19 protein-coding genes and 2 tRNA genes are annotated in these 19,879 nt (G+C 36.8%); 18 read left to right on the top strand and 3 right to left on the bottom strand.

Annotated features, from left to right (window positions below; genetic code table 11):
* Positions 1–81 precede the first annotated feature (81 nt).
* The 7 genes from gerM (at position 82) to DT250_RS23755 (ending at position 4,005) form a co-directional block, all read left to right on the top strand.
* On the top strand, positions 82–1,131 hold the full coding sequence (gene gerM / locus DT250_RS23725; protein WP_097908278.1) for a spore germination protein GerM: 1,050 nt from the start codon (positions 82–84) through the stop codon (positions 1,129–1,131).
* A 128-nt stretch (positions 1,132–1,259) separates the two neighbouring features.
* A complete protein-coding gene (gene rph / locus DT250_RS23730) occupies positions 1,260–1,997 on the top strand; it encodes a ribonuclease PH (RefSeq protein ID WP_001261765.1) in 738 nt (245 codons plus the stop codon).
* A gap of 11 nt (positions 1,998–2,008) precedes the next feature.
* On the top strand, positions 2,009–2,617 hold the full coding sequence (locus tag DT250_RS23735; protein WP_142310503.1) for an XTP/dITP diphosphatase: 609 nt from the start codon (positions 2,009–2,011) through the stop codon (positions 2,615–2,617).
* A gap of 13 nt (positions 2,618–2,630) precedes the next feature.
* Entirely contained in the window at positions 2,631–3,134 is a 504-nt protein-coding gene (locus DT250_RS23740; protein WP_097908276.1) for a metallophosphoesterase, read from the top strand.
* 109 nt (positions 3,135–3,243) lie between these two features.
* Positions 3,244–3,317 (top strand) — tRNA-Gly (locus tag DT250_RS23745).
* 1 nt (position 3,318) lies between these two features.
* Positions 3,319–3,392, top strand: a tRNA-Arg gene (locus DT250_RS23750).
* 412 nt (positions 3,393–3,804) lie between these two features.
* Complete coding sequence (locus DT250_RS23755; protein WP_000124458.1) at positions 3,805–4,005, top strand: hypothetical protein; 201 nt, start codon at positions 3,805–3,807, stop codon at positions 4,003–4,005.
* Positions 4,006–4,090: 85 nt separating this feature from the next.
* On the opposite strand, the gene DT250_RS23760 is transcribed toward DT250_RS23755, so the two are convergent.
* Entirely contained in the window at positions 4,091–4,705 is a 615-nt protein-coding gene (locus DT250_RS23760) for a PH domain-containing protein (protein WP_000473869.1), read from the bottom strand.
* 518 nt (positions 4,706–5,223) lie between these two features.
* On the opposite strand from DT250_RS23760, the gene DT250_RS23765 reads away from it, so the two are divergent.
* The 7 genes from DT250_RS23765 to ysxC all read left to right on the top strand — a co-directional run bounded on the left by DT250_RS23765 (position 5,224) and on the right by ysxC (position 14,664).
* Complete coding sequence (locus DT250_RS23765; RefSeq protein WP_001983650.1) at positions 5,224–5,472, top strand: hypothetical protein; 249 nt, start codon at positions 5,224–5,226, stop codon at positions 5,470–5,472.
* A gap of 197 nt (positions 5,473–5,669) precedes the next feature.
* Positions 5,670–6,668, top strand: a complete 999-nt coding sequence (locus DT250_RS23770; protein WP_046956273.1) for a hypothetical protein — start codon at positions 5,670–5,672, stop codon at positions 6,666–6,668.
* Between the two features lie 309 nt (positions 6,669–6,977).
* Positions 6,978–8,255 (top strand): trigger factor, encoded by a 1,278-nt coding sequence (tig, locus tag DT250_RS23775; RefSeq protein WP_000729261.1) that lies wholly within the window; start codon positions 6,978–6,980, stop codon positions 8,253–8,255.
* A gap of 264 nt (positions 8,256–8,519) precedes the next feature.
* Entirely contained in the window at positions 8,520–9,779 is a 1,260-nt protein-coding gene (clpX, locus tag DT250_RS23780) for an ATP-dependent protease ATP-binding subunit ClpX (RefSeq protein WP_000472285.1), read from the top strand.
* A gap of 106 nt (positions 9,780–9,885) precedes the next feature.
* On the top strand, positions 9,886–11,556 hold the full coding sequence (lonB, locus tag DT250_RS23785; protein ID WP_000119166.1) for an ATP-dependent protease LonB: 1,671 nt from the start codon (positions 9,886–9,888) through the stop codon (positions 11,554–11,556).
* Between the two features lie 184 nt (positions 11,557–11,740).
* On the top strand, positions 11,741–14,071 hold the full coding sequence (gene lon, locus DT250_RS23790; protein ID WP_000097312.1) for an endopeptidase La: 2,331 nt from the start codon (positions 11,741–11,743) through the stop codon (positions 14,069–14,071).
* The gene (gene ysxC / locus DT250_RS23795) at positions 14,068–14,664 is read left to right on the top strand and encodes a ribosome biogenesis GTP-binding protein YsxC (RefSeq protein WP_000869124.1); all 597 of its coding nucleotides are present in this window, start codon (positions 14,068–14,070) and stop codon (positions 14,662–14,664) included. The genes lon and ysxC overlap by 4 nt, the downstream gene beginning before the upstream one ends.
* Before the next feature lie 36 nt (positions 14,665–14,700).
* Here ysxC and DT250_RS23800 read toward each other — a convergent pair whose 3' ends face one another.
* Positions 14,701–15,117, bottom strand: coding sequence for an organic hydroperoxide resistance protein (locus DT250_RS23800; RefSeq protein ID WP_048541345.1), 417 nt, complete (start codon positions 15,115–15,117; stop codon positions 14,701–14,703).
* Positions 15,118–15,119: 2 nt separating this feature from the next.
* Positions 15,120–15,572 (bottom strand): MarR family winged helix-turn-helix transcriptional regulator, encoded by a 453-nt coding sequence (locus DT250_RS23805; protein WP_098135087.1) that lies wholly within the window; start codon positions 15,570–15,572, stop codon positions 15,120–15,122.
* Positions 15,573–15,987: 415 nt separating this feature from the next.
* On the opposite strand from DT250_RS23805, the gene hemA reads away from it, so the two are divergent.
* From hemA to hemD, 4 genes are read left to right on the top strand one after another with little or no spacing between them, the layout of a single operon-like run.
* Positions 15,988–17,322: a glutamyl-tRNA reductase gene (gene hemA, locus DT250_RS23810; RefSeq protein WP_098135089.1), complete on the top strand. Its 1,335-nt coding sequence runs from the start codon at positions 15,988–15,990 to the stop codon at positions 17,320–17,322.
* Positions 17,323–17,339: 17 nt separating this feature from the next.
* Positions 17,340–18,173 (top strand): cytochrome c biogenesis protein, encoded by an 834-nt coding sequence (locus tag DT250_RS23815; RefSeq protein ID WP_097889234.1) that lies wholly within the window; start codon positions 17,340–17,342, stop codon positions 18,171–18,173.
* A 15-nt stretch (positions 18,174–18,188) separates the two neighbouring features.
* Positions 18,189–19,118, top strand: a complete 930-nt coding sequence (gene hemC / locus DT250_RS23820; protein WP_088609691.1) for a hydroxymethylbilane synthase — start codon at positions 18,189–18,191, stop codon at positions 19,116–19,118.
* A gap of 2 nt (positions 19,119–19,120) precedes the next feature.
* On the top strand, positions 19,121–19,873 hold the full coding sequence (hemD, locus tag DT250_RS23825; protein WP_088064513.1) for a uroporphyrinogen-III synthase: 753 nt from the start codon (positions 19,121–19,123) through the stop codon (positions 19,871–19,873).
* Positions 19,874–19,879 lie beyond the last annotated feature (6 nt).

The following is a 19,879-nucleotide window of genomic DNA, read 5'->3' on the forward strand; positions in this document are numbered from 1 at the left end:
TATAGGAAGCACAGCTTGTTCTAAAAAGTGAAACAGCTCGTATACATAATAGTACAAACTTAGATTTTAGGGGGGAATGGCATGCCTAAATCCACTTTTAAATGGGTTGTTGGTGCTACTGTGAGCGCTGTTTTACTAACAGGGTGTGGCTTTATAAATCAGGAGAAAGCAACGGAACAAATTGATCCGCCAAAACAAGTTACGTATACAGAGGGTGGAAAGAAAGAAGTAGCTAAGAAAGATAAGCAAGGACAAACGGTGAATAGAGAACTATACCTTGTTGATAAAAATGGCTATGTTGTACCGCAAACGTTAGCTATACCTACTCCGAAAGCGAATGAGGTCATTCAGCAAACGTTAGAGTACCTTGTGAAAGATGGACCGGTAACGAATTTATTACCGAATGGGTTCCGTGCAGTCATTCCAGCGAATACATCGATGACACTAGATTTGAAAAAAGATGGGACGGCAGTCATTGATTTCTCTAAAGAAATGAAAAACTATGCAAAAGAGGAAGAGCGTCAGATGGTTGAGTCAATAGCCTGGACGTTGACGCAATTTAAAGAAATAAAACAAGTGCAGTTCCAAATAAATGGTGAGAAATTGGCAAAGATGCCTGTTGGTGGTACACCGATTGGTGAAGGGGTGAGCCGTGCTAATGGTATCAACTTCGATGATGAACAAGTAGCGGATGTAACAAATACAAAACCGGTTACACTTTATTTTATGGCACAAAATAATAATAAGCAGCAATACTACGTACCAGTAACACGCCGCGTTGTAGAAGGAAAAGAAAATGATTATGCAGCAATTGTAGATGAACTTGTAAAAGGACCGATTCATCAATCGCTTCTGAATGATTTTAATCCAGGAGTTAAGTTGATTACGAATCCGAAGTTACAAGATGGAAATCTTACATTAAACTTTAATGAAAATATATTTATAAACCCAGATAAAAATATGGTTTCAAATTACGTATTGAAGTCGTTAGTTTTATCTTTAACAGAAAAGAAAGGCGTGAAAAGTGTTTCTATTGAAGTAAATGGTAAAGCGAATCTTATAGATGAAAAGGGCGGAAAGTTAATAAAACCTGTCGATCGTCCAGAAAACGTGAATACAGGTAGTTTTTAATCTTCAATAATTTGATATACTTAAGTAAGAAAGGGGAATTGCTTTTTGGGTTCCTCTTCTTTTATTGTATACATATCATACATTTAAATTTGGCTATACTAACAAGTAGTTATGAGGAGGTTATTTTTATGCGAGTAGATGGTAGAGAGAAAACAGAATTACGCCATATACATATTCATACGAATTATTTAAAACATCCAGAGGGATCAGTATTAATTGAGGTTGGGGATACAAAGGTAATTTGCTCAGCGACAATTGAAGAGCGTGTCCCACCGTTTATGCGTGGAGAAGGAAAGGGCTGGGTAACAGCTGAATATGCGATGATTCCACGTGCAACAGAACAACGTACAATTAGGGAATCAAGTAAAGGGAAAGTAACAGGACGTACAATGGAAATCCAGCGCTTAATTGGACGAGCATTACGTGCGGTAGTTGACTTAGAAGCACTTGGTGAGAGAACGGTTTGGATTGATTGTGATGTTATTCAAGCGGATGGTGGAACGAGAACTGCTTCTATTACAGGTGCATATGTAGCAATGGTATTAGCGTTTGAGAAGTTATTACAAGCAGAAAAAGTATCTAAAATTCCAGTAAAAGATTATTTAGCAGCAACGTCAGTAGGAATTGTTGAAGAGCAAGGTGTTGTTTTAGATTTAAACTACGCAGAAGATTCTAAAGCAGACGTTGATATGAACGTAATTATGACTGGAAAAGGTCAGTTTGTTGAAGTGCAAGGAACTGGAGAAGAGGCGACGTTTAGCAGAGCGCAGTTAAATGAATTACTTGATGCTGCGGAACAAGGTATCTTCCAACTAATCGACATGCAAAAAGAAGCGTTAGGTGACATCGTATCTCATATAGAGTAGAGGTGGAAAGTATGAAACAAGTTGTTGTAGCGACAAAAAATATAGGGAAAGTACGTGAATTTGCTGAGTTATTTGAGCGATTTGATTTAGAAGTAAAATCATTGCACGATTTTCCTCATATTGAAGAAGTCGAAGAAACTGGTGAAACATTTGAAGAAAATGCGATCTTAAAAGCGGATAGTCTGAGTAGACAGCTGAATGCGATCGTAATCGCGGATGATTCAGGTCTTATTGTAGATGCTTTAAATGGAAAACCAGGCGTGTATTCAGCTCGTTTTGCTGGAGAGCCGAAAGATGATCAAGCGAATATTGATAAAGTGTTACAAGAATTAAATGAAATAGCGTTTGAAAAGCGTAAAGCTCGTTTCTACTGTGCATTAGCAGTGGCTTTCCCTGAAGGGGATAAAAAGCCTGTCATTGTAAACGGGACGTGCGAAGGGTATATTTTAGAGCAGCGCCGCGGGGAAAACGGCTTTGGATATGATCCGATTTTTTATGTGGAAGAATATAAAAGAGCGATGGCGGAACTAAGTTCAGATGAGAAAAATGCCATTAGCCACCGTGGACGTGCTCTTCGTAAGCTAGAAGAAAAAATCCCTGAATGGTTTTTAGGAGAATAAGGGAGAGAGATTGATGAAAGCTTTAATCGTAAGCGATAGTCATAGCTCCGTGAAGGAATTACAGCAGTTGAAAGAGAACTATGAAGGAAAAGTAGATGTCATGATTCATTGCGGTGATTCAGAGCTAACGCCTGCTCATGAAGAGCTGCAAGGTTTCCATGTTGTAAAAGGGAACTGTGATTACGCTAACTTTCAAGATGAAATTGTAACTGATGTAGATGGCATTCGTTTCGTAGTTGTGCACGGACATCGTCATAACGTGAAAATGACATTACAAACATTAGCGTACCATGCGGAAGAGGTAGGGGCGCAAGTTGCATGCTTCGGACACTCTCACGTATTAGGTGCAGAATTAATCGATGACGTTTTATTTATTAATCCAGGCAGTATTTTATTGCCACGTCAGCGTGTAGAAAAGACATTTGCTTTATTAGAAATGGATGAAAATCAAATGGAAGTTCGTTTTGAAACATTAGACGGACAACTAGTTGAACAAGCAGTTTTTAAAAGAGGATAAGAAAAATTATCCTCTTTTAAAAAAGGTGTTGACTTTATGTATGGTTATACATATAATAAATATTGTCGATAGGGCAACAGCGCTAACGAAGAAAAATAAAATAACATATGCGGGTGTAGTTTAGTGGTAAAACAAGAGCCTTCCAAGCTCTGGTCGAGAGTTCGATTCTCTTCACCCGCTCCATGTCCCAGTAGCTCAGCCGGATAGAGCATACGCCTTCTAAGCGTACGGTCGGGAGTTCGAATCTCTCCTGGGACGCTAAAAAAACCTTGTTATCTTTTGATAACAAGGTTTTTTGTTTGTTTAAAAATTGATGTATGTGCAAGAGGTGTAAAAAATATAAAGTAACATATGATAATTATTATATACAACAGATTAAAGTGCATTAAGAAAAGAGCGCTATTTATGCGCCCTATTTCTCTTGTTTAATTTAAAGAATCAATAGGCTTATGATGAAACTTAAATCCATATCTATATTATCCCAATTGTTCACTTAGAATATTATAAAACTTTTTACCATTCTAGTACGATTAAGCAGCCGTTATCGGAACTTATCCCCGACAGTGTGTTACAATTAATAGAAGCGGAAAACGAGAATCTCCAATTGACTGGACGTGTGATTGGTTGGACAGTTTAAGAAGGTTGTATAAAAAAGGGAGATGGCGCAAAGATGGCTAGATCAAATGAGAATGATTTAACAGAGAAATTGGCAGAAGGTCACCGGAAATATGGTGATGGCAACTTTACAGTACAGAACATCGGTGATGAAACTAACCCAGATTGGACTGTTGTAAAAAATGTGAGGAAGGGATCGGCAGGCATTCGTGAAGGAGAAGATATATTAAGACTGCGATCAAAATATATAAAATAGTACGGAAATGGGCGGAGTGGGAGTTCAAATCTCTCCTGGGACGCTAAGAAACCCTTGTTATCTTTTGATAACAAGGGTTTCTTGTTTAGTTATTAATAAACTTCTCAAATACAAAACCATAATCTTTCACGTTATATTGTTTCTTCGTATCAACGAGCCAGTTAAAGGCGATCTCGTTCATTTCTTTAAATTGTTCTGCTAAATTTACTTGTGCGTTTGAAATACGGCTGAAAGCGTTAGATGCCATATCTAGACTTTTATGTGCATACTGTAATGTAATATCGTTGTCGTATGAAATTTCTTCTATTTTAAGTAAAGCCTTATATAAATCTTTTAATTCTTCAATATGTTTTTTATGAACATCAATTGAATAATGCTCATCCCCCATCTGGAACTTAATTTCTACGTCTAAATCAATCGTTCCTGCAGTTTCAAGTGCTACGTTTTTAATTTGATACTTACTATAACTAAAGCGGCGTAGTGTACGTTTTTTACTTGTTGCACTTGTACCATCTAGGTGGATTAATCCTTTGTTTGTGAAACAATATTCATCTGATTTTGATTTGATTAAAAAATAAATTTTCTCCCCATCTTCATGCATCACGTAATCATCAGCATCAACTTTATCGTAATCTTTCGGTGTAATGACAGAACCTACATCGCTTAGCCCTAATACATCTGCAGCCATTTTTTTAAACATACATAATCCCCCTTTTAAATTAAATTCTTAATTGTATAAAAATATATTAACACGATTTCAATAAAGTGTTTTCTTATAATTAAAAACATTTGAAGGTAAGTTAAGAAAAGTAACAAATAATTATTTCAACCCTAAGTTATTTAGTAAATCTATCAGTTTAAGAGTGGATTCTCCGAAAAATAACCAGGAGAAAAAGTTAATTTTGCAAGTAATTATAGAGAAATTCCGTGAAAACCTCTCAAGTAATATGAGGTTTTTTTCTATCCATTTTGAAATCTTACAATTCTGTAAGGTAACTGTAAGGAAGTTCGATGGTAACAAATTGCTAATCCTCTATAATAAAGGTAACAACGATAAAACGAGGAGGAAGAAATGATGAAAGGATTAATTGTAACGGGTTTAACAGTTGCTTTTGGATTTGTAGCGTATGAGAAATTAACGTATGTAGTTGATGTTGTAAAACATTTAATCGCTTAGTAAAAAAACTGCCATGAAAGGGAAAGGGAATGAGTGAATGAATGGAATGGTTATTTGGAATTATAGGTACTTGTAGTGTAGTGTTATTGTTCTTTGTCCCGAGTGGTATACTTAGTTCGACAACGAGTTTGTTCTTCTTAAGTTTGTTTGCTTGTACGATGCTTATTATTATGTTTTTAATGAAGCGAAGTAAACCAATCTTCTATTTTAGCATGATTGTTATGGCAATTATTGTTCTCCAAATTATTACCCTTGTTATATACCCCACTATTATAAAAGCTTTCCATTAATGATGAATCCTCTGCTTTAATTGCTGAGGATTTTTATTTGTACATTTTTAATTTTTAGTAAGGATTTGTTTATATCGAAATGTAAAAATTAAATATTCCCATATTTCAAACAAAGGGTTTTGGGATGTTGTGTTCTTATTACTCATTTGATATATTTACTTTAAAGATAATTAAAATCTAGAAAAAGAGGCGGACGTATGGATAAAAAAGAAAATACGGTCGTATTGTTTCCACAACTATCAGAGCGATATATTGATGAAGGTTTTTTAGCACTGAAAGAGCGGAAATTCGAAGATGCATTGCGCTGCTTTGAAATATTACGTCAGTATAATGCAGAAACGGAACAAACGGAACTCGCTTCTGTTATTTGTTTGTTAGAATTAAAACATATGGAAGAAGCGAAAGACAAATGTGAACAGTTACTTGAAACAGGAGCTGTATTATTTGGTGATATTCTTGAAACATATGTGACGATTTTAGTTCAAACAAATGATTATGAAGGTGTCATTGAAATCGTTGAAAAGGTTTTGCAAACGAAAGATGTAATGCCTGAGCAAAAGGAAAAATTAGCACAGCTCGCTTTATTTGCAGAAGGTATGTTAAGTGAAGTAGATACGTCACTAGTCGATTCGAATTTTGAATTGGATGAGTTTACTAATGAAATGTTTGGAGAAAACTTTGGGCAAAAGCTAAGAGCGATTCAGCAACTTTCGTTAAAAGACTTGGATCTTGCATTACCTATTTTAAAGAAATTTTTAATAGACGAAAAACAGCACCCTTATTTGAAAACTTCTATTTTATATAAAATGATAGAAAATCAAATAGAAGAAGAGATAGAGGTAGAAAAGTTTGGAAATACGATCAAGGTGATTCCAGCATTTACAGGTCATAATGAGGAGCAATCCAATAACATTATACATACATTATCAAGCCGATTAGAGCAAAATTATCCCGATATATTTGATGCGATGGTTACATATTGGAAAGAATTGCGAATTAGCGTTTTCCCATTCGCTCTATTAATGGATAAAGTGGAGATTTGGGCTGCTGTTTTAGAGAGAATTGGAAGAAAGCGTTTCGGATTGACTATTGATGAAGAAGAGCTTATGACAGCGTATAATATTGAATTAGAAGAGTTTCATATTGCCTATCAATGGTTATTACGTGTTGAAAGAGAAGGATATTTGCCCGTATAATTATGAAAAAGAATCGTTCGGTTCTTGAAACGAGCATATTCTATGTTATAATGTAAGGGTTGCAAAAGGCAGAAATCTGCCTGTTTGTAAGAGAAGAGAAGTGTAATTCTCTTACTTAATATGTTTCATATTATTCTCGAACAAAATATACCGTAGTTGTCTTTTAGGCAATTAGTAGATTGGAACATTATATCTGAAAGCTTTTGCTAGAGGATTATTTGTACTTTTGTTATTTCAAAAAAGAGATAATGAAGATTTTAATCTATAGAGGTATGTGCATACATTATTATAGTTGGAGGGAAAGAATAAATGGCTGCAAAATGGGAAAAATTAGAAGGTAACGTAGGCGTTTTAACAATCGAAGTTGATGCTAAAGAAGTAAACAACTCTATCGACGCTGCGTTCAAAAAAGTAGTACAAACAATTAACGTACCAGGTTTCCGTAAAGGGAAAATGCCTCGTCCGTTATTCGAACAACGCTTTGGTATCGAATCTTTATACCAAGATGCTTTAGATATCATCTTACCAAAAGCATACGGTGAAGCGATCGATGAAGCTGGTATCTTCCCAGTTGATCATCCTGAAATCAACATCGAGAAGTTCGAAAAAAATGCTAACCTTATCTTCACTGCAAAAGTTACAGTGAAACCTGAAGTTAAATTAGGTGAGTACAAAGGTTTAGCAGTAGAAAAAGTTGAAACAACTGTAACTGACGAAGATGTAGAGAACGAATTAAAATCTTTACAAGAGCGTCAAGCTGAACTAGTTGTTAAAGAAGAAGGAACTGTTGAAAACGGTGATACAGCTGTAATCGACTTCGAAGGTTTCGTTGATGGCGAAGCATTTGAAGGCGGAAAAGGCGAAAACTATTCTCTTGCAATCGGTTCTGGTACTTTCATCCCTGGTTTCGAAGAGCAAGTAATTGGTCTTAAATCTGGTGATTCTAAAGAAGTTGAAGTATCATTCCCAGAAGAGTACCACGCTGCTGAATTAGCTGGTAAACCAGCTACATTCAAAGTAACAATTCACGAAATCAAAACAAAAGAACTTCCTGAGTTAAACGACGAGTTCGCTAAAGAAGCTGACGAAGAAGTTGCAACTCTTGATGAATTAAAAACAAAACTTCGCACAAACTTAGAAGAAGGCAAAAAGCACGAAGCTGAGCACAAAGTACGTGACGAAGTAGTAGAATTAGCTGCTGCTAACGCTGAAATCGAGATTCCAGAAGCTATGATCGACACTGAGTTAGATCGTATGGTTCGTGAATTCGAGCAACGTTTAAGCCAACAAGGCATGAACCTTGAGCTTTACTACCAATTCACAGGTACTGACGCTGACAAGTTAAAAGAGCAAATGAAAGAAGACGCTCAAAAACGCGTAAGAATCAATCTTGTTCTTGAAGCTATCATTGAAGCTGAAAACATCGAAGTTACTGAAGAAGAAGTAACTGCAGAAGTTGAAAAAATGGCTGAAATGTACGGTATGCCAGTAGACGCTATCAAGCAAGCTCTTGGAAGCGTAGACGCTTTATCTGAAGACCTTAAAGTGCGTAAAGCTGTAGACTTCTTAGTAGACAACGCTGCATAATAAAATAACAAGGCGCGATTTTAATCGTGCCTTGTTTTATAAATATAGAAATATATTTATAAAACTTTTCGATGAAGAAGGAAAACTTCCTTTACAAGTCGAATATACATATTTCAAAAGTTTTAAAATTTTTTTATTTGTACATAACTAGTCATATTATTTGTATTTCTCGCCACGTAGTGACATAATATGTATTTACATACGATACATTTATCGTGTACATACGAAGGCAAGAGGTTAGCACTTTGTAAGGGGTGTGAAAATATGTTTAAATTTAATGATGAAAAAGGTCAATTAAAATGTTCTTTCTGTGGTAAAACACAAACGCAAGTTCGAAAGTTAGTTGCAGGTCCAGGTGTTTACATTTGTGACGAGTGTATCGAACTTTGTACTGAAATTGTACAAGAGGAGCTTGCGAAGGACGAAGAAGTAGAATTCAAAGATGTACCGAAACCGGTAGAAATTCGTGAAATCTTAGATGAGTATGTCATCGGACAAGATAACGCGAAAAAAGCACTAGCGGTAGCGGTATATAACCATTACAAACGCATTAATTCTAACAGTAAAATTGATGATGTAGAATTAGCGAAGAGTAATATTTCACTTATTGGGCCAACTGGTAGTGGTAAAACATTATTGGCACAAACATTAGCGCGTATTTTAAATGTTCCATTTGCAATCGCGGACGCAACATCTTTAACAGAAGCTGGTTATGTAGGGGAAGATGTAGAAAACATCTTACTAAAATTAATCCAAGCAGCTGATTATGATGTAGAGAAAGCGGAAAAAGGAATCATTTATATTGATGAGATTGATAAAGTGGCACGTAAGTCCGAAAATCCATCAATTACACGTGATGTATCTGGTGAAGGTGTACAGCAGGCACTTCTGAAAATTTTAGAAGGTACTGTAGCGAGCGTTCCACCTCAAGGTGGTCGTAAGCATCCGCATCAAGAGTTCATTCAAATTGATACAACGAACATCCTATTCATTTGTGGTGGAGCGTTTGATGGCATTGAGCCAATTATTAAACGTCGCCTTGGTGAGAAAGTAATTGGATTTGGTGCCGAGAAGAAAAATGCTGATGTAAATGAGAAGCATGTTTTATCTCACGTTTTACCAGAGGATCTTTTAAGATTCGGTTTAATTCCGGAGTTTATCGGTCGTCTTCCAGTTATTGCGAACCTAGAGCCGCTTGATGAAGATGCTCTTGTAGATATTTTAACGAAACCGAAAAATGCACTTGTTAAGCAATTCCAAAAATTATTGGAGCTTGACGATGTTGAGTTAGAGTTTGAAGAAGGTGCACTAGTTGAGATTGCGAAAAAAGCAATTGAACGTAAAACAGGTGCTCGTGGACTTCGTTCTATTATTGAAGGCTTAATGCTTGATGTAATGTTCGAACTTCCATCTCGCAAAGATATCGAGAAGTGTATTCTGACGAAAGAAACAGTAGCTGATAATGAACCGCCGAAATTGGTGTTACAAGACGGTACTGTACTTGATACAAAAACATCTGCATAGTGCGAAGAAGAAACAGCAATTTTTATAATTGCTGTTTTTCTTTATGTTTAGCTATGTTCCTCCGCGGAAATACTAAATGATAAAACATTGCGGGAGGAAATAAATTATGAGCTGGACAAATATATTTTTACTTGTTCAACTTGTTTTTGGTGTAATTGTCGGATTGTATTTTTGGCATTTACTTCGAAATCAGCGAACACAAAAAGTTTCAATTGATCGAGAATCGAAAAAAGAATTAGAACAGCTTCGTAAAATGCGTGAGATTTCTTTAACAGAGCCGCTTGCGGAGAAGGTACGTCCTACATCCTTTTTAGATATTGTAGGGCAAGAGGACGGGATTAAGTCGTTGAAAGCGGCTCTTTGTGGTCCGAATCCGCAACATGTAATTATATATGGTCCGCCAGGTGTCGGGAAGACAGCGGCAGCACGCCTTGTATTGGAAGAAGCGAAACGCAATCCGAAATCTCCATTTCGTACGAATGCAACATTTATCGAACTTGATGCGACGACAGCAAGATTTGATGAACGTGGTATTGCAGACCCATTAATTGGTTCAGTCCATGATCCGATTTATCAAGGGGCAGGTGCAATGGGGCAAGCGGGTATCCCACAGCCGAAAAAAGGGGCTGTAACAGATGCGCATGGTGGTATTTTGTTCATTGATGAGATTGGTGAATTACATCCAATTCAAATGAACAAAATGTTAAAGGTGTTAGAAGATCGGAAAGTATTTTTGGAAAGTGCGTACTATAGTGAAGAAAATTCGATGATTCCAACGTATATACATGATATTTTTCAAAAAGGTTTGCCAGCCGATTTTCGCTTAGTTGGGGCGACGACACGTTCGCCAGAGGAGATTCCTCCTGCTATTCGGTCACGCTGTTTAGAAGTGTTTTTCCGTGAGTTAGATACAGAAGAGATTCAAAAAGTAGCGAAGAATGCAGCTGATAAAGTGGAAATGCAAATAGGTAAAAATGGTGTTGAAATGATCGGGATGTATGCAAGAAATGGACGAGAAGCAATTAACCTTGTACAAATTTCTGCTGGTATGGCAATAAATGAAGAACGTTCTTTCATTAAAGATGAAGATATAGAGTGGGTTGTTCACTCTAGTCAACTTACACCGAAATATGAAAAACGTATTTATCCTATTCCGAGAATCGGTCTTGTAAATGGACTTGCTGTATACGGACCAAATACAGGCGCGTTATTAGAAATTGAAGTAACAGCAATCAAGGCGAAAGATAAAGGGTCGGTAAATGTTACCGGGATTGTGGAAGAGGAAAGTATTGGTAGTCAAACGAAATCCATCCGCCGTAAAAGTATGGCGAAAGGTTCTGTAGATAATGTATTAACAGTACTTCGTTCTCTAGATGTGTTGCCAGAAGGGTACGATATACATATTAATTTTCCAGGTGGTATCCCAATTGATGGGCCTTCGGCAGGTATTGCTATGGCAACAGGTGTATATTCAGCAGTGCATCGTACGTATGTGAGTAATGAAGTAGCGATGACCGGTGAGATAAGTATACACGGGGAAGTGAAACCTATTGGTGGTGTGTACGCAAAAATAAAAGCTGCGAAAAAAGCAGGTGCTAAGAAAGTCATCATTCCTGCTGAAAACATGCAACCGTTTTTGTATACAATAAAAGGAATTGAAATCATTCCTGTTCGTAAGTTAAAAGAAGTATTTGAGCTAACATTTATGCAGGAAAATATGCATCGAGACCTTGATATACATACTACTGTAGACGAAACAGATGCACAATCAATGTGAGAATGAACGATAATAAAATTTGCCAGACTTCGTTTAAGTTTGTATGCTTAAGCGGAGTCTTTTTTCCTTTTTAAAAGGGAGAAAAAACGAGGGATTTACAATTGCGGAAAATCTCTGCAATTGCATCTAGATGTATTGTAATATAAAATAGTTGAACAGGAGTTTAATTTATTATGGAGGTGCTATGTCTAGTATGAATACGAATGAAAGAATCGTACCCCTCCTACCATTAAGAGGCGTTCTCGTATATCCAACGATGGTTCTGCATCTTGATGTAGGACGTGATAAATCGATACAAGCACTAGAGCAGGCGGCAATGGATGAAAATATCATCTTTTTAGCGATGCAAAAAGAAATGAATATCGATGATCCGAAAGAAGATGACATATATAGTGTAGGTACAGTGGCGAAAGTGAAGCAAATGTTAAAATTGCCGAACGGTACGCTTCGTGTCCTTGTAGAGGGTTTACATAGAGCTGAAGTAGTAGAGTTTATCGAAGAAGAGAATGTAGTGCAGGTTTCTATCAAAACGGTAACTGAAGAAGTGGAAGATGATCTAGAAGAGAAAGCTCTTATGCGTACATTACTGGAGCATTTCGAACAATATATTAAAGTTTCGAAAAAAGTTTCAAATGAAACATTTGCAACGGTAGCTGATGTGGAAGAGCCAGGAAGATTAGCTGATTTAATTGCTTCTCACTTGCCGATTAAAACGAAGCAGAAACAAGAAATCTTAGAGATTGTATCTGTGAAGGAACGATTACATACACTTATTTCAATTATTCAAGATGAACAAGAGTTACTTAGTTTAGAAAAGAAAATTGGACAAAAAGTGAAACGTTCAATGGAGCGCACGCAAAAAGAATATTTCTTACGTGAGCAAATGAAGGCGATTCAAACTGAACTTGGTGATAAAGAAGGTAAGGGCGGGGAAGTTGAAGAACTTCGTGAGAAAATTGAACAATCAGGAATGCCTGAAGAAACAATGAAGGCTGCACTGAAAGAATTAGACCGTTATGAAAAGTTACCAGCAAGTTCTGCGGAGAGCGGTGTTATTCGTAATTATATGGATTGGTTATTAGCACTTCCGTGGACAGAAGCGACAGAAGATATGATTGATCTTGCTCATTCTGAAGAGATTTTGAACAAAGATCATTACGGGCTTGAGAAGGTAAAAGAGCGCGTACTTGAATATTTAGCTGTGCAGAAGTTAACGAATTCATTAAAAGGACCTATCCTTTGCTTAGTAGGACCTCCTGGGGTCGGGAAAACATCGTTAGCGCGTTCGATTGCAACATCATTAAATCGTAATTTTGTCCGTGTATCCCTTGGTGGTGTACGTGATGAATCTGAAATCCGTGGTCACCGTCGTACGTATGTTGGAGCGATGCCAGGACGCATTATTCAAGGTATGAAAAAGGCGAAAACAGTTAATCCAGTCTTTTTATTAGATGAGATTGATAAAATGTCTAACGACTTCCGTGGAGATCCATCAGCGGCATTACTTGAAGTGTTAGACCCAGAACAAAACCATAACTTCAGTGATCATTACATTGAAGAACCGTATGATCTATCGAAAGTTATGTTTGTAGCAACTGCGAATACACTTTCAAGTGTTCCAGGTCCGCTGCTTGACCGTATGGAAATTATTTCGATTGCTGGCTATACAGAACTTGAAAAAGTTCACATTGCCCGTGAACATTTATTGCCGAAACAATTAAAAGAGCATGGCTTACGAAAGGGTAATTTACAAGTACGTGATGAAGCACTTCTTGAAATTATTCGTTATTATACACGTGAGGCCGGTGTTCGTACGCTAGAGCGTCAAATTGCAAAAGTTTGTCGTAAAGCAGCAAAAATTATCGTTACAGCAGAACGCAAGCGTATTGTAGTAACAGAGAAAAACATTGTTGATTTACTTGGTAAGCACATATTCCGTTATGGGCAAGCTGAAAAAACAGACCAAGTTGGTATGGCAACAGGGTTAGCGTATACAGCAGCAGGCGGTGATACACTTGCGATTGAAGTGTCTGTAGCGCCAGGTAAAGGGAAATTAATTTTAACAGGGAAACTTGGGGATGTTATGAAAGAATCCGCACAAGCAGCGTTTAGCTATATTCGTTCTCGTGCAGAAGAACTTCAGATTGATCCGAATTTCCATGAGAAAAATGATATTCATATTCATGTTCCAGAAGGAGCAGTTCCAAAAGATGGACCGTCAGCAGGTATTACGATGGCAACGGCACTTATTTCTGCACTAACAGGTATTCCTGTAAGTAAAGAAGTGGGGATGACAGGTGAAATTACACTTCGTGGTCGTGTATTACCAATTGGTGGTTTAAAAGAAAAAACATTAAGTGCTCACCGCGCAGGCTTAACAAAAATTATTTTGCCAGCAGAAAACGAGAAAGATTTAGATGATATTCCAGAAAGCGTAAAAGAAAACCTTACGTTTGTGCTTGCATCTCATTTAGATGAAGTATTGGAGCACGCATTAGTAGGAGTGAAACAATGAAAGTAACAAAAGCAGATATTGTAATTAGTGCTGTTAAACCAGAACAATATCCAGACAGTGATTTACCAGAAATTGCATTAGCAGGTCGTTCAAATGTCGGGAAGTCTTCCTTTATTAATAAAATTTTAAATCGTAAAAAGTTAGTACGTATTTCTTCTAAACCAGGGAAAACGCAAACGTTGAACTTTTTCTTGATCAATGAGATGATGCATTTTGTTGACGTTCCAGGTTATGGATATGCGAAAGTATCTAAAACAGAGCGCGCAGCATGGGGCAAGATGATTGAGACTTACTTTACAACACGTGAGCAATTAGACGCAGCTGTATTAGTAGTTGATTTACGTCACCAACCGACAAATGATGACGTGATGATGTATGATTTCTTAAAGCATTATGAAATCCCAACAATTATTATTGCGACGAAAGCCGATAAAATTCCGAAAGGGAAATGGCAAAAGCATTTAAAAGTTGTAAAAGAAACGCTTGCTGTTGAAATTGGCGATGAAATCGTTCTATTCTCTTCTGAAACAGGACTTGGAAAAGAAGAAGCGTGGAAGGCAATTCATAGAATGACAAAAACAAAAAACGCGTGACGAATGTCGCGCGTTTTTTTTATTTACTAAATTTTTTTATCGTACGTTTAATGTAACCTCAATATTACCTCTTGTTGCTTTCGAATAAGGACATACACCGTGAGCGGCTTCTACAAGTTCTTGTGCTTCGTCATGAGAGACGCCAGCAACATGTACATCAAGTACAGCAGATAGGCCGAAACCACCATCTGTATCTTTTCCGATAGAAACGTGAGCAGTTACTTCTGTACTTTCTACTTTCACACGTTTTGTACGAATGACAAGTTGTAATGCACTATCAAAACAAGCGGCATAACCAGCAGCAAATAGTTGTTCTGGATTCGTTGCCTCTCCGCCTGCACCACCTAGTGCTTTCGGCATTTTTACATCAAGATTTAATATGCCATCATCTGAAATTACTTTTCCGTTTCTTCCACCTGTAGCAGTTACTGAAGCAGTATATAATTTATCCATGTTTATTCCCCTTTTCTATCATTAATTGTTTTCATTGTTTCAATTAGTTTATTTAATTGAATTAATAAAGAACGATATTCTTGTTCTGTAATTCCTAAATTTGTTGCCATTGTTTTCGGCAATGAACAAGCCTTTTCTTTTAAGTCTTTACCTTGTTCTGTTAATTTAATACAAACTTTGCGCTCATCTTCTTTGGAACGAACGCGTTTTACAAGTTTTAATGATTCCATTCGTTTTAACATAGGTGTTAACGTACCGGAATCTAAAAATAGACGTTCTCCAATTTCTTTTACTGTTAGTCCATCTTGCTCCCATAGTACGAGTAAAGTAATGTACTGGGGATACGTAATACCCATATCTTCTAAATATGGTCGATAAAAGCGGGTAACTTCTTTAGAACAGGCGTAAATAGAAAAACAAAGTTGGTTATCTAGATGTAAAGAATTCTCTGTCATACATAACTCCTTTCTAATTAAGTTGTGCACAATTTAATTTTATAAAATCAATATAACGAAAAAGAAATACAATGTCAAATACATTGTATTGAGAAAGTTTGTGCTACAATTTGGAACAATCATACATATTTTTCTTCATGATGAAAGAAGATAGGAAAGATGATGTTATAATTCATATGGAATAGTTTCCATCACTTGATTATGAGGGCTTTTTTTGGTAACGTACAAATAGAGTTATTAATTTATAATCATTATAAAGTAGAAAGTCTTTATTAGTTTTACTGAATCTCCTTTATTACATACGGAGAATAAATAAAAAATAATCGGTTGTTCACACGATTGTCAGATTCATAAGAGGAAAGTTGTATTATGATAGTAGATAAAGTGATAAAACGGGTGAAGGGGGACATGCTGCGTGCATATTCTTGTTGTTAGTGTAAATTATCGAACAGCCCCTGTAGAATTTCGTGAGAAACTCACATTTCAGGCAGCAGAGCTAGAGCAAGCAATGACTACATTACAAAATCAAAAGAGCGTGTTAGAGAATGTCATTGTATCAACTTGTAATCGCACTGAGATTTACGCTGTTGTCGATCAATTACACACGGGACGGTATTATATTAAGAAGTTTTTAGCTGATTGGTTTCAGCTTGAAATAGAAGAAGTCGCACCATATTTAACCATTTTTGAACAAGACGGTGCAATAGATCATTTATTCCGCGTGACGTGCGGTTTAGATTCTATGGTAGTTGGAGAAACACAGATTTTAGGCCAAATAAAAGATAGCTTTTTAGAAGCGCAACAAGTAAAAGCGACAGGCACAATTTTTAATGAGTTGTTTAAGCAGGTGGTTACGTTAGCGAAACGTGCGCACTCAGAAACGACGATTGGTGAAAGTGCGATGTCTGTTAGCTATGCTGCTGTTGAGCTCGGAAAGAAAATATTTGGTGAGTTAACAGATTGTCATGTGCTTATTCTTGGTGCTGGTAAGATGGGTGAGCTGGCACTGCAAAACTTATATGGAAGCGGTGCTCGAAAAGTAACCGTCATGAATAGGACGTTTACGAAAGCGGAAGTAATGGCTGAGAAATATATGGGACATGCAAAGCCTTTAAGTGAATTGCAATGTGCATTATTAGAAGCAGATATTTTAATTAGTTCAACTGGTGCATCTGAATATGTCATTACGAAAGAGATGATAACAAAGGTAGAGAAAATGCGCTCTGGTCGTCCGTTATTTATGGTGGATATTGCAGTGCCACGTGATATTGATCCAGCGATTGATGAACTAGAAGGTTCTTTTTTATATGACATTGATGATTTGCAAGGAGTAGTGGAAGCAAATCGTGCTGAGCGTTTGAAAGAAGCAGAGAAAATTCAATTTATGATTGAAGAGGAAATTGTTTTATTTAAAACGTGGTTAAGTACACTTGGTGTTGTTCCGTTAATAGCAGCTCTTCGTGATAAGGCACTTGCTATCCAAAGTGAAACGATGGAAAGCTTGGAACGAAAAATACCGAATCTTAGTGATCGTGAGAGAAAAGTAATTAGTAAGCATACGAAAAGTATTATTAATCAATTATTAAAAGACCCAATTTTAGTAGCGAAAGAAATTGCTGCTGAAGAGGGAGCAGACGAAAAATTAGCGTTATTTGCAAAGATTTTCGACTTAGAAATGGAAGATGTAGAGAGTTGTGCGGAAGAAGTAGAACATAAAAGAGCGTGGACACCATCCGTTCCATCTTTATAATTTGGAAGGATGATCGGATGAGTTTTTTAAATAACAGTATTATTTATCATATTGCAATTATTTTATATGCTTGTAGCATTAGTTTATATTTTATAGATTATTTCCAAAGTAACCGAAAGGCGAACCGATTAGCTTTTTGGTTACTTTCGATTGTATGGGTTCTGCAGTCTATCTTTATGTTACTTAGGGCTACAGATTCAGAAACGAACCCTATATTAACTTTATTATCAGGGATTTATTTTTATGTTTGGCTATTGATTACGATGTCGTTAGTCATTAATCGATTTATGAGAATTGACTTTCTAGTCTTTTTTACAAATGTTGTCGCATTTGGCGTAAGCGCTTTTTCTATTTTTACACCGCTCGGAAAGATGTCGCCGGTACTGGCAGAGCAATTAGTTTCAGAACTTGTATATGTACATGTCGGTATGGCTATTATTTCTTATGCAACTTTTACTGTATCGTTCATTTTTTCTATTATGTATTTATTGCAATATCGCCTATTAAAAAAGAAAAAATGGAATGCGAGATTAAGAAGGTTAGGGAATTTACCGAAGCTAGAATCGATGTCTTACGGATTAAATTTATTTTCTGTTCCATTTTTCTTATTAGCTATTTTATTAGGATGCATATGGGGATATACGAAATTGGACAATTTCCATTGGTATGATACGAAAGTGATTGGGTCTTTTGTCGTTCTATTTGTATATTGTGCTGGCCTATATTTACGAGTGGCAGATGTGTTGCAAGGGAAGAAAATCGTGCAGTGGAACATCGGAGCATTTCTCGTAATGCTAATCAATATTTTTCTATTAAGCAGTTTATCCAACTTCCACTTTTGGTATTTATAATGAGGAGAGAGAATTATGCGCAAAATTATTGTAGGGTCACGAAAGAGTAAATTAGCATTAACGCAAACAAACTGGTTTATTGATCAGTTAAAAGCACTAGGTTTACCATATGAATTTGAAGTGAAAGAAATCGTCACAAAAGGTGATGTTATTTTAGATGTTACTCTTTCAAAAGTAGGCGGAAAAGGCTTGTTTGTTAAAGAGATTGAACATGCGTTACTTACGAAAGAAATTGATATGGCTGTACATAGTATGAAAGATATGCCGGCCGTACTTCCAGAAGGATTAATGATTGGTTGTACACCGAAGCGTGTTGACCCTCGTGATGCTTTTATCTCAAAAAGCGGAGCAGCGTTTAAAGAGTTAGCAGAAGGCGCTATTTTAGGTACGAGTAGTTTAAGACGCAGTGCACAATTATTAGCTGCGAGACCAGATTTACAAGTGAAGTGGATTCGAGGAAATATCGATACACGTTTACGTAAATTACAAGAAGAGGATTACGATGCAATCATTTTAGCAACAGCTGGATTACAAAGAATGGGCTGGGATAATGAAGTTATTACAGAACATTTAGATGAGACGTTATGTGTACCTGCTGTAGGACAAGGTGCATTAGCGATTGAATGCCGTGAGGATGATAAGGATTTACTACAGTTGTTAGCGCATATGAATGATGCAGTAACAGAAAGAACAGTGGCGGCAGAACGAGTATTTCTTCATAAACTTGAAGGTGGCTGCCAAGTTCCGATCGCTGGATATGCAACTCTTACAGAAAATGATGCAATCGAATTAACAGCTCTTGTCGGTTCTATGGACGGTTCTATTTTATTGAAAGAGATAGTAGTAGGAACTAATCCAGAGGAAGTAGGATTAGAGGCTGCGGACCGTTTAATTAAACAAGGCGCCAAAGAACTCATTCTTGCTGCAAATAAGGGGCAACAATAAATATGAACGCTCTCGCTGGCAAAACGGTATTAATTACACGTGCCCAGCATCAAGCGAAACAAATGAGTGTAGCGGTGAAAGAAAAGAGCGGAATTCCATTGGAAATTCCGCTTTTGCGTATGGAAGGTATGTCTCATAGGCAAATTCAACATATAGCAGGGCACCTGCATTCGTATGACTGGGTTATTTTTACGAGTAAAAATGGAGTAGCTTTTTTTCTAGATAGTTTGAGAAAGAAGCTACCCGCAAAGACTAAAATTGCTGCAGTAGGCGTGAAAACAAGGTTAGAGTTAGAAAAGCGGGGCTATCAAGTGGACTTCGTTCCAACTGCATTTGTTGCAGAAGTATTTGCAGAAGAGTTTGTAAAAAGACTAAGTGGAAACGAGTGCATTTTATTTCCGAAAGGGAATTTAGCAAGAGATGTAATTCCAGTTGCACTTCGCGAAATTGGTGTTTCTCTAGATGAGCTAATCGTATATGGTACGAAAGAGAATGTAGGGAAAAGGCAAGAGCTTATAGTAGCGTTAGAAGTAGGGAAAGTAGACATTATTACATTTACAAGCCCTTCAACTGTTACTAGTTTTGTTCGTTTACTTGAGGGTACAAACTGGAGAGAATGGACAAAAAACTGTACAATTGCTTGTATAGGGCCTATTACGGAAAAAGAGGCGATCCTTTATTTTCCACATGTTATTATGCCGAAAGAGTACACTGTAGAAGCATTACTACAATGCATTTGTGAATCTATAAAATAAAAGAAT

The organism is Bacillus sp. AR2-1, assembly GCF_008368755.1.
Classification (GTDB): domain Bacteria; phylum Bacillota; class Bacilli; order Bacillales; family Bacillaceae_G; genus Bacillus_A; species Bacillus_A wiedmannii.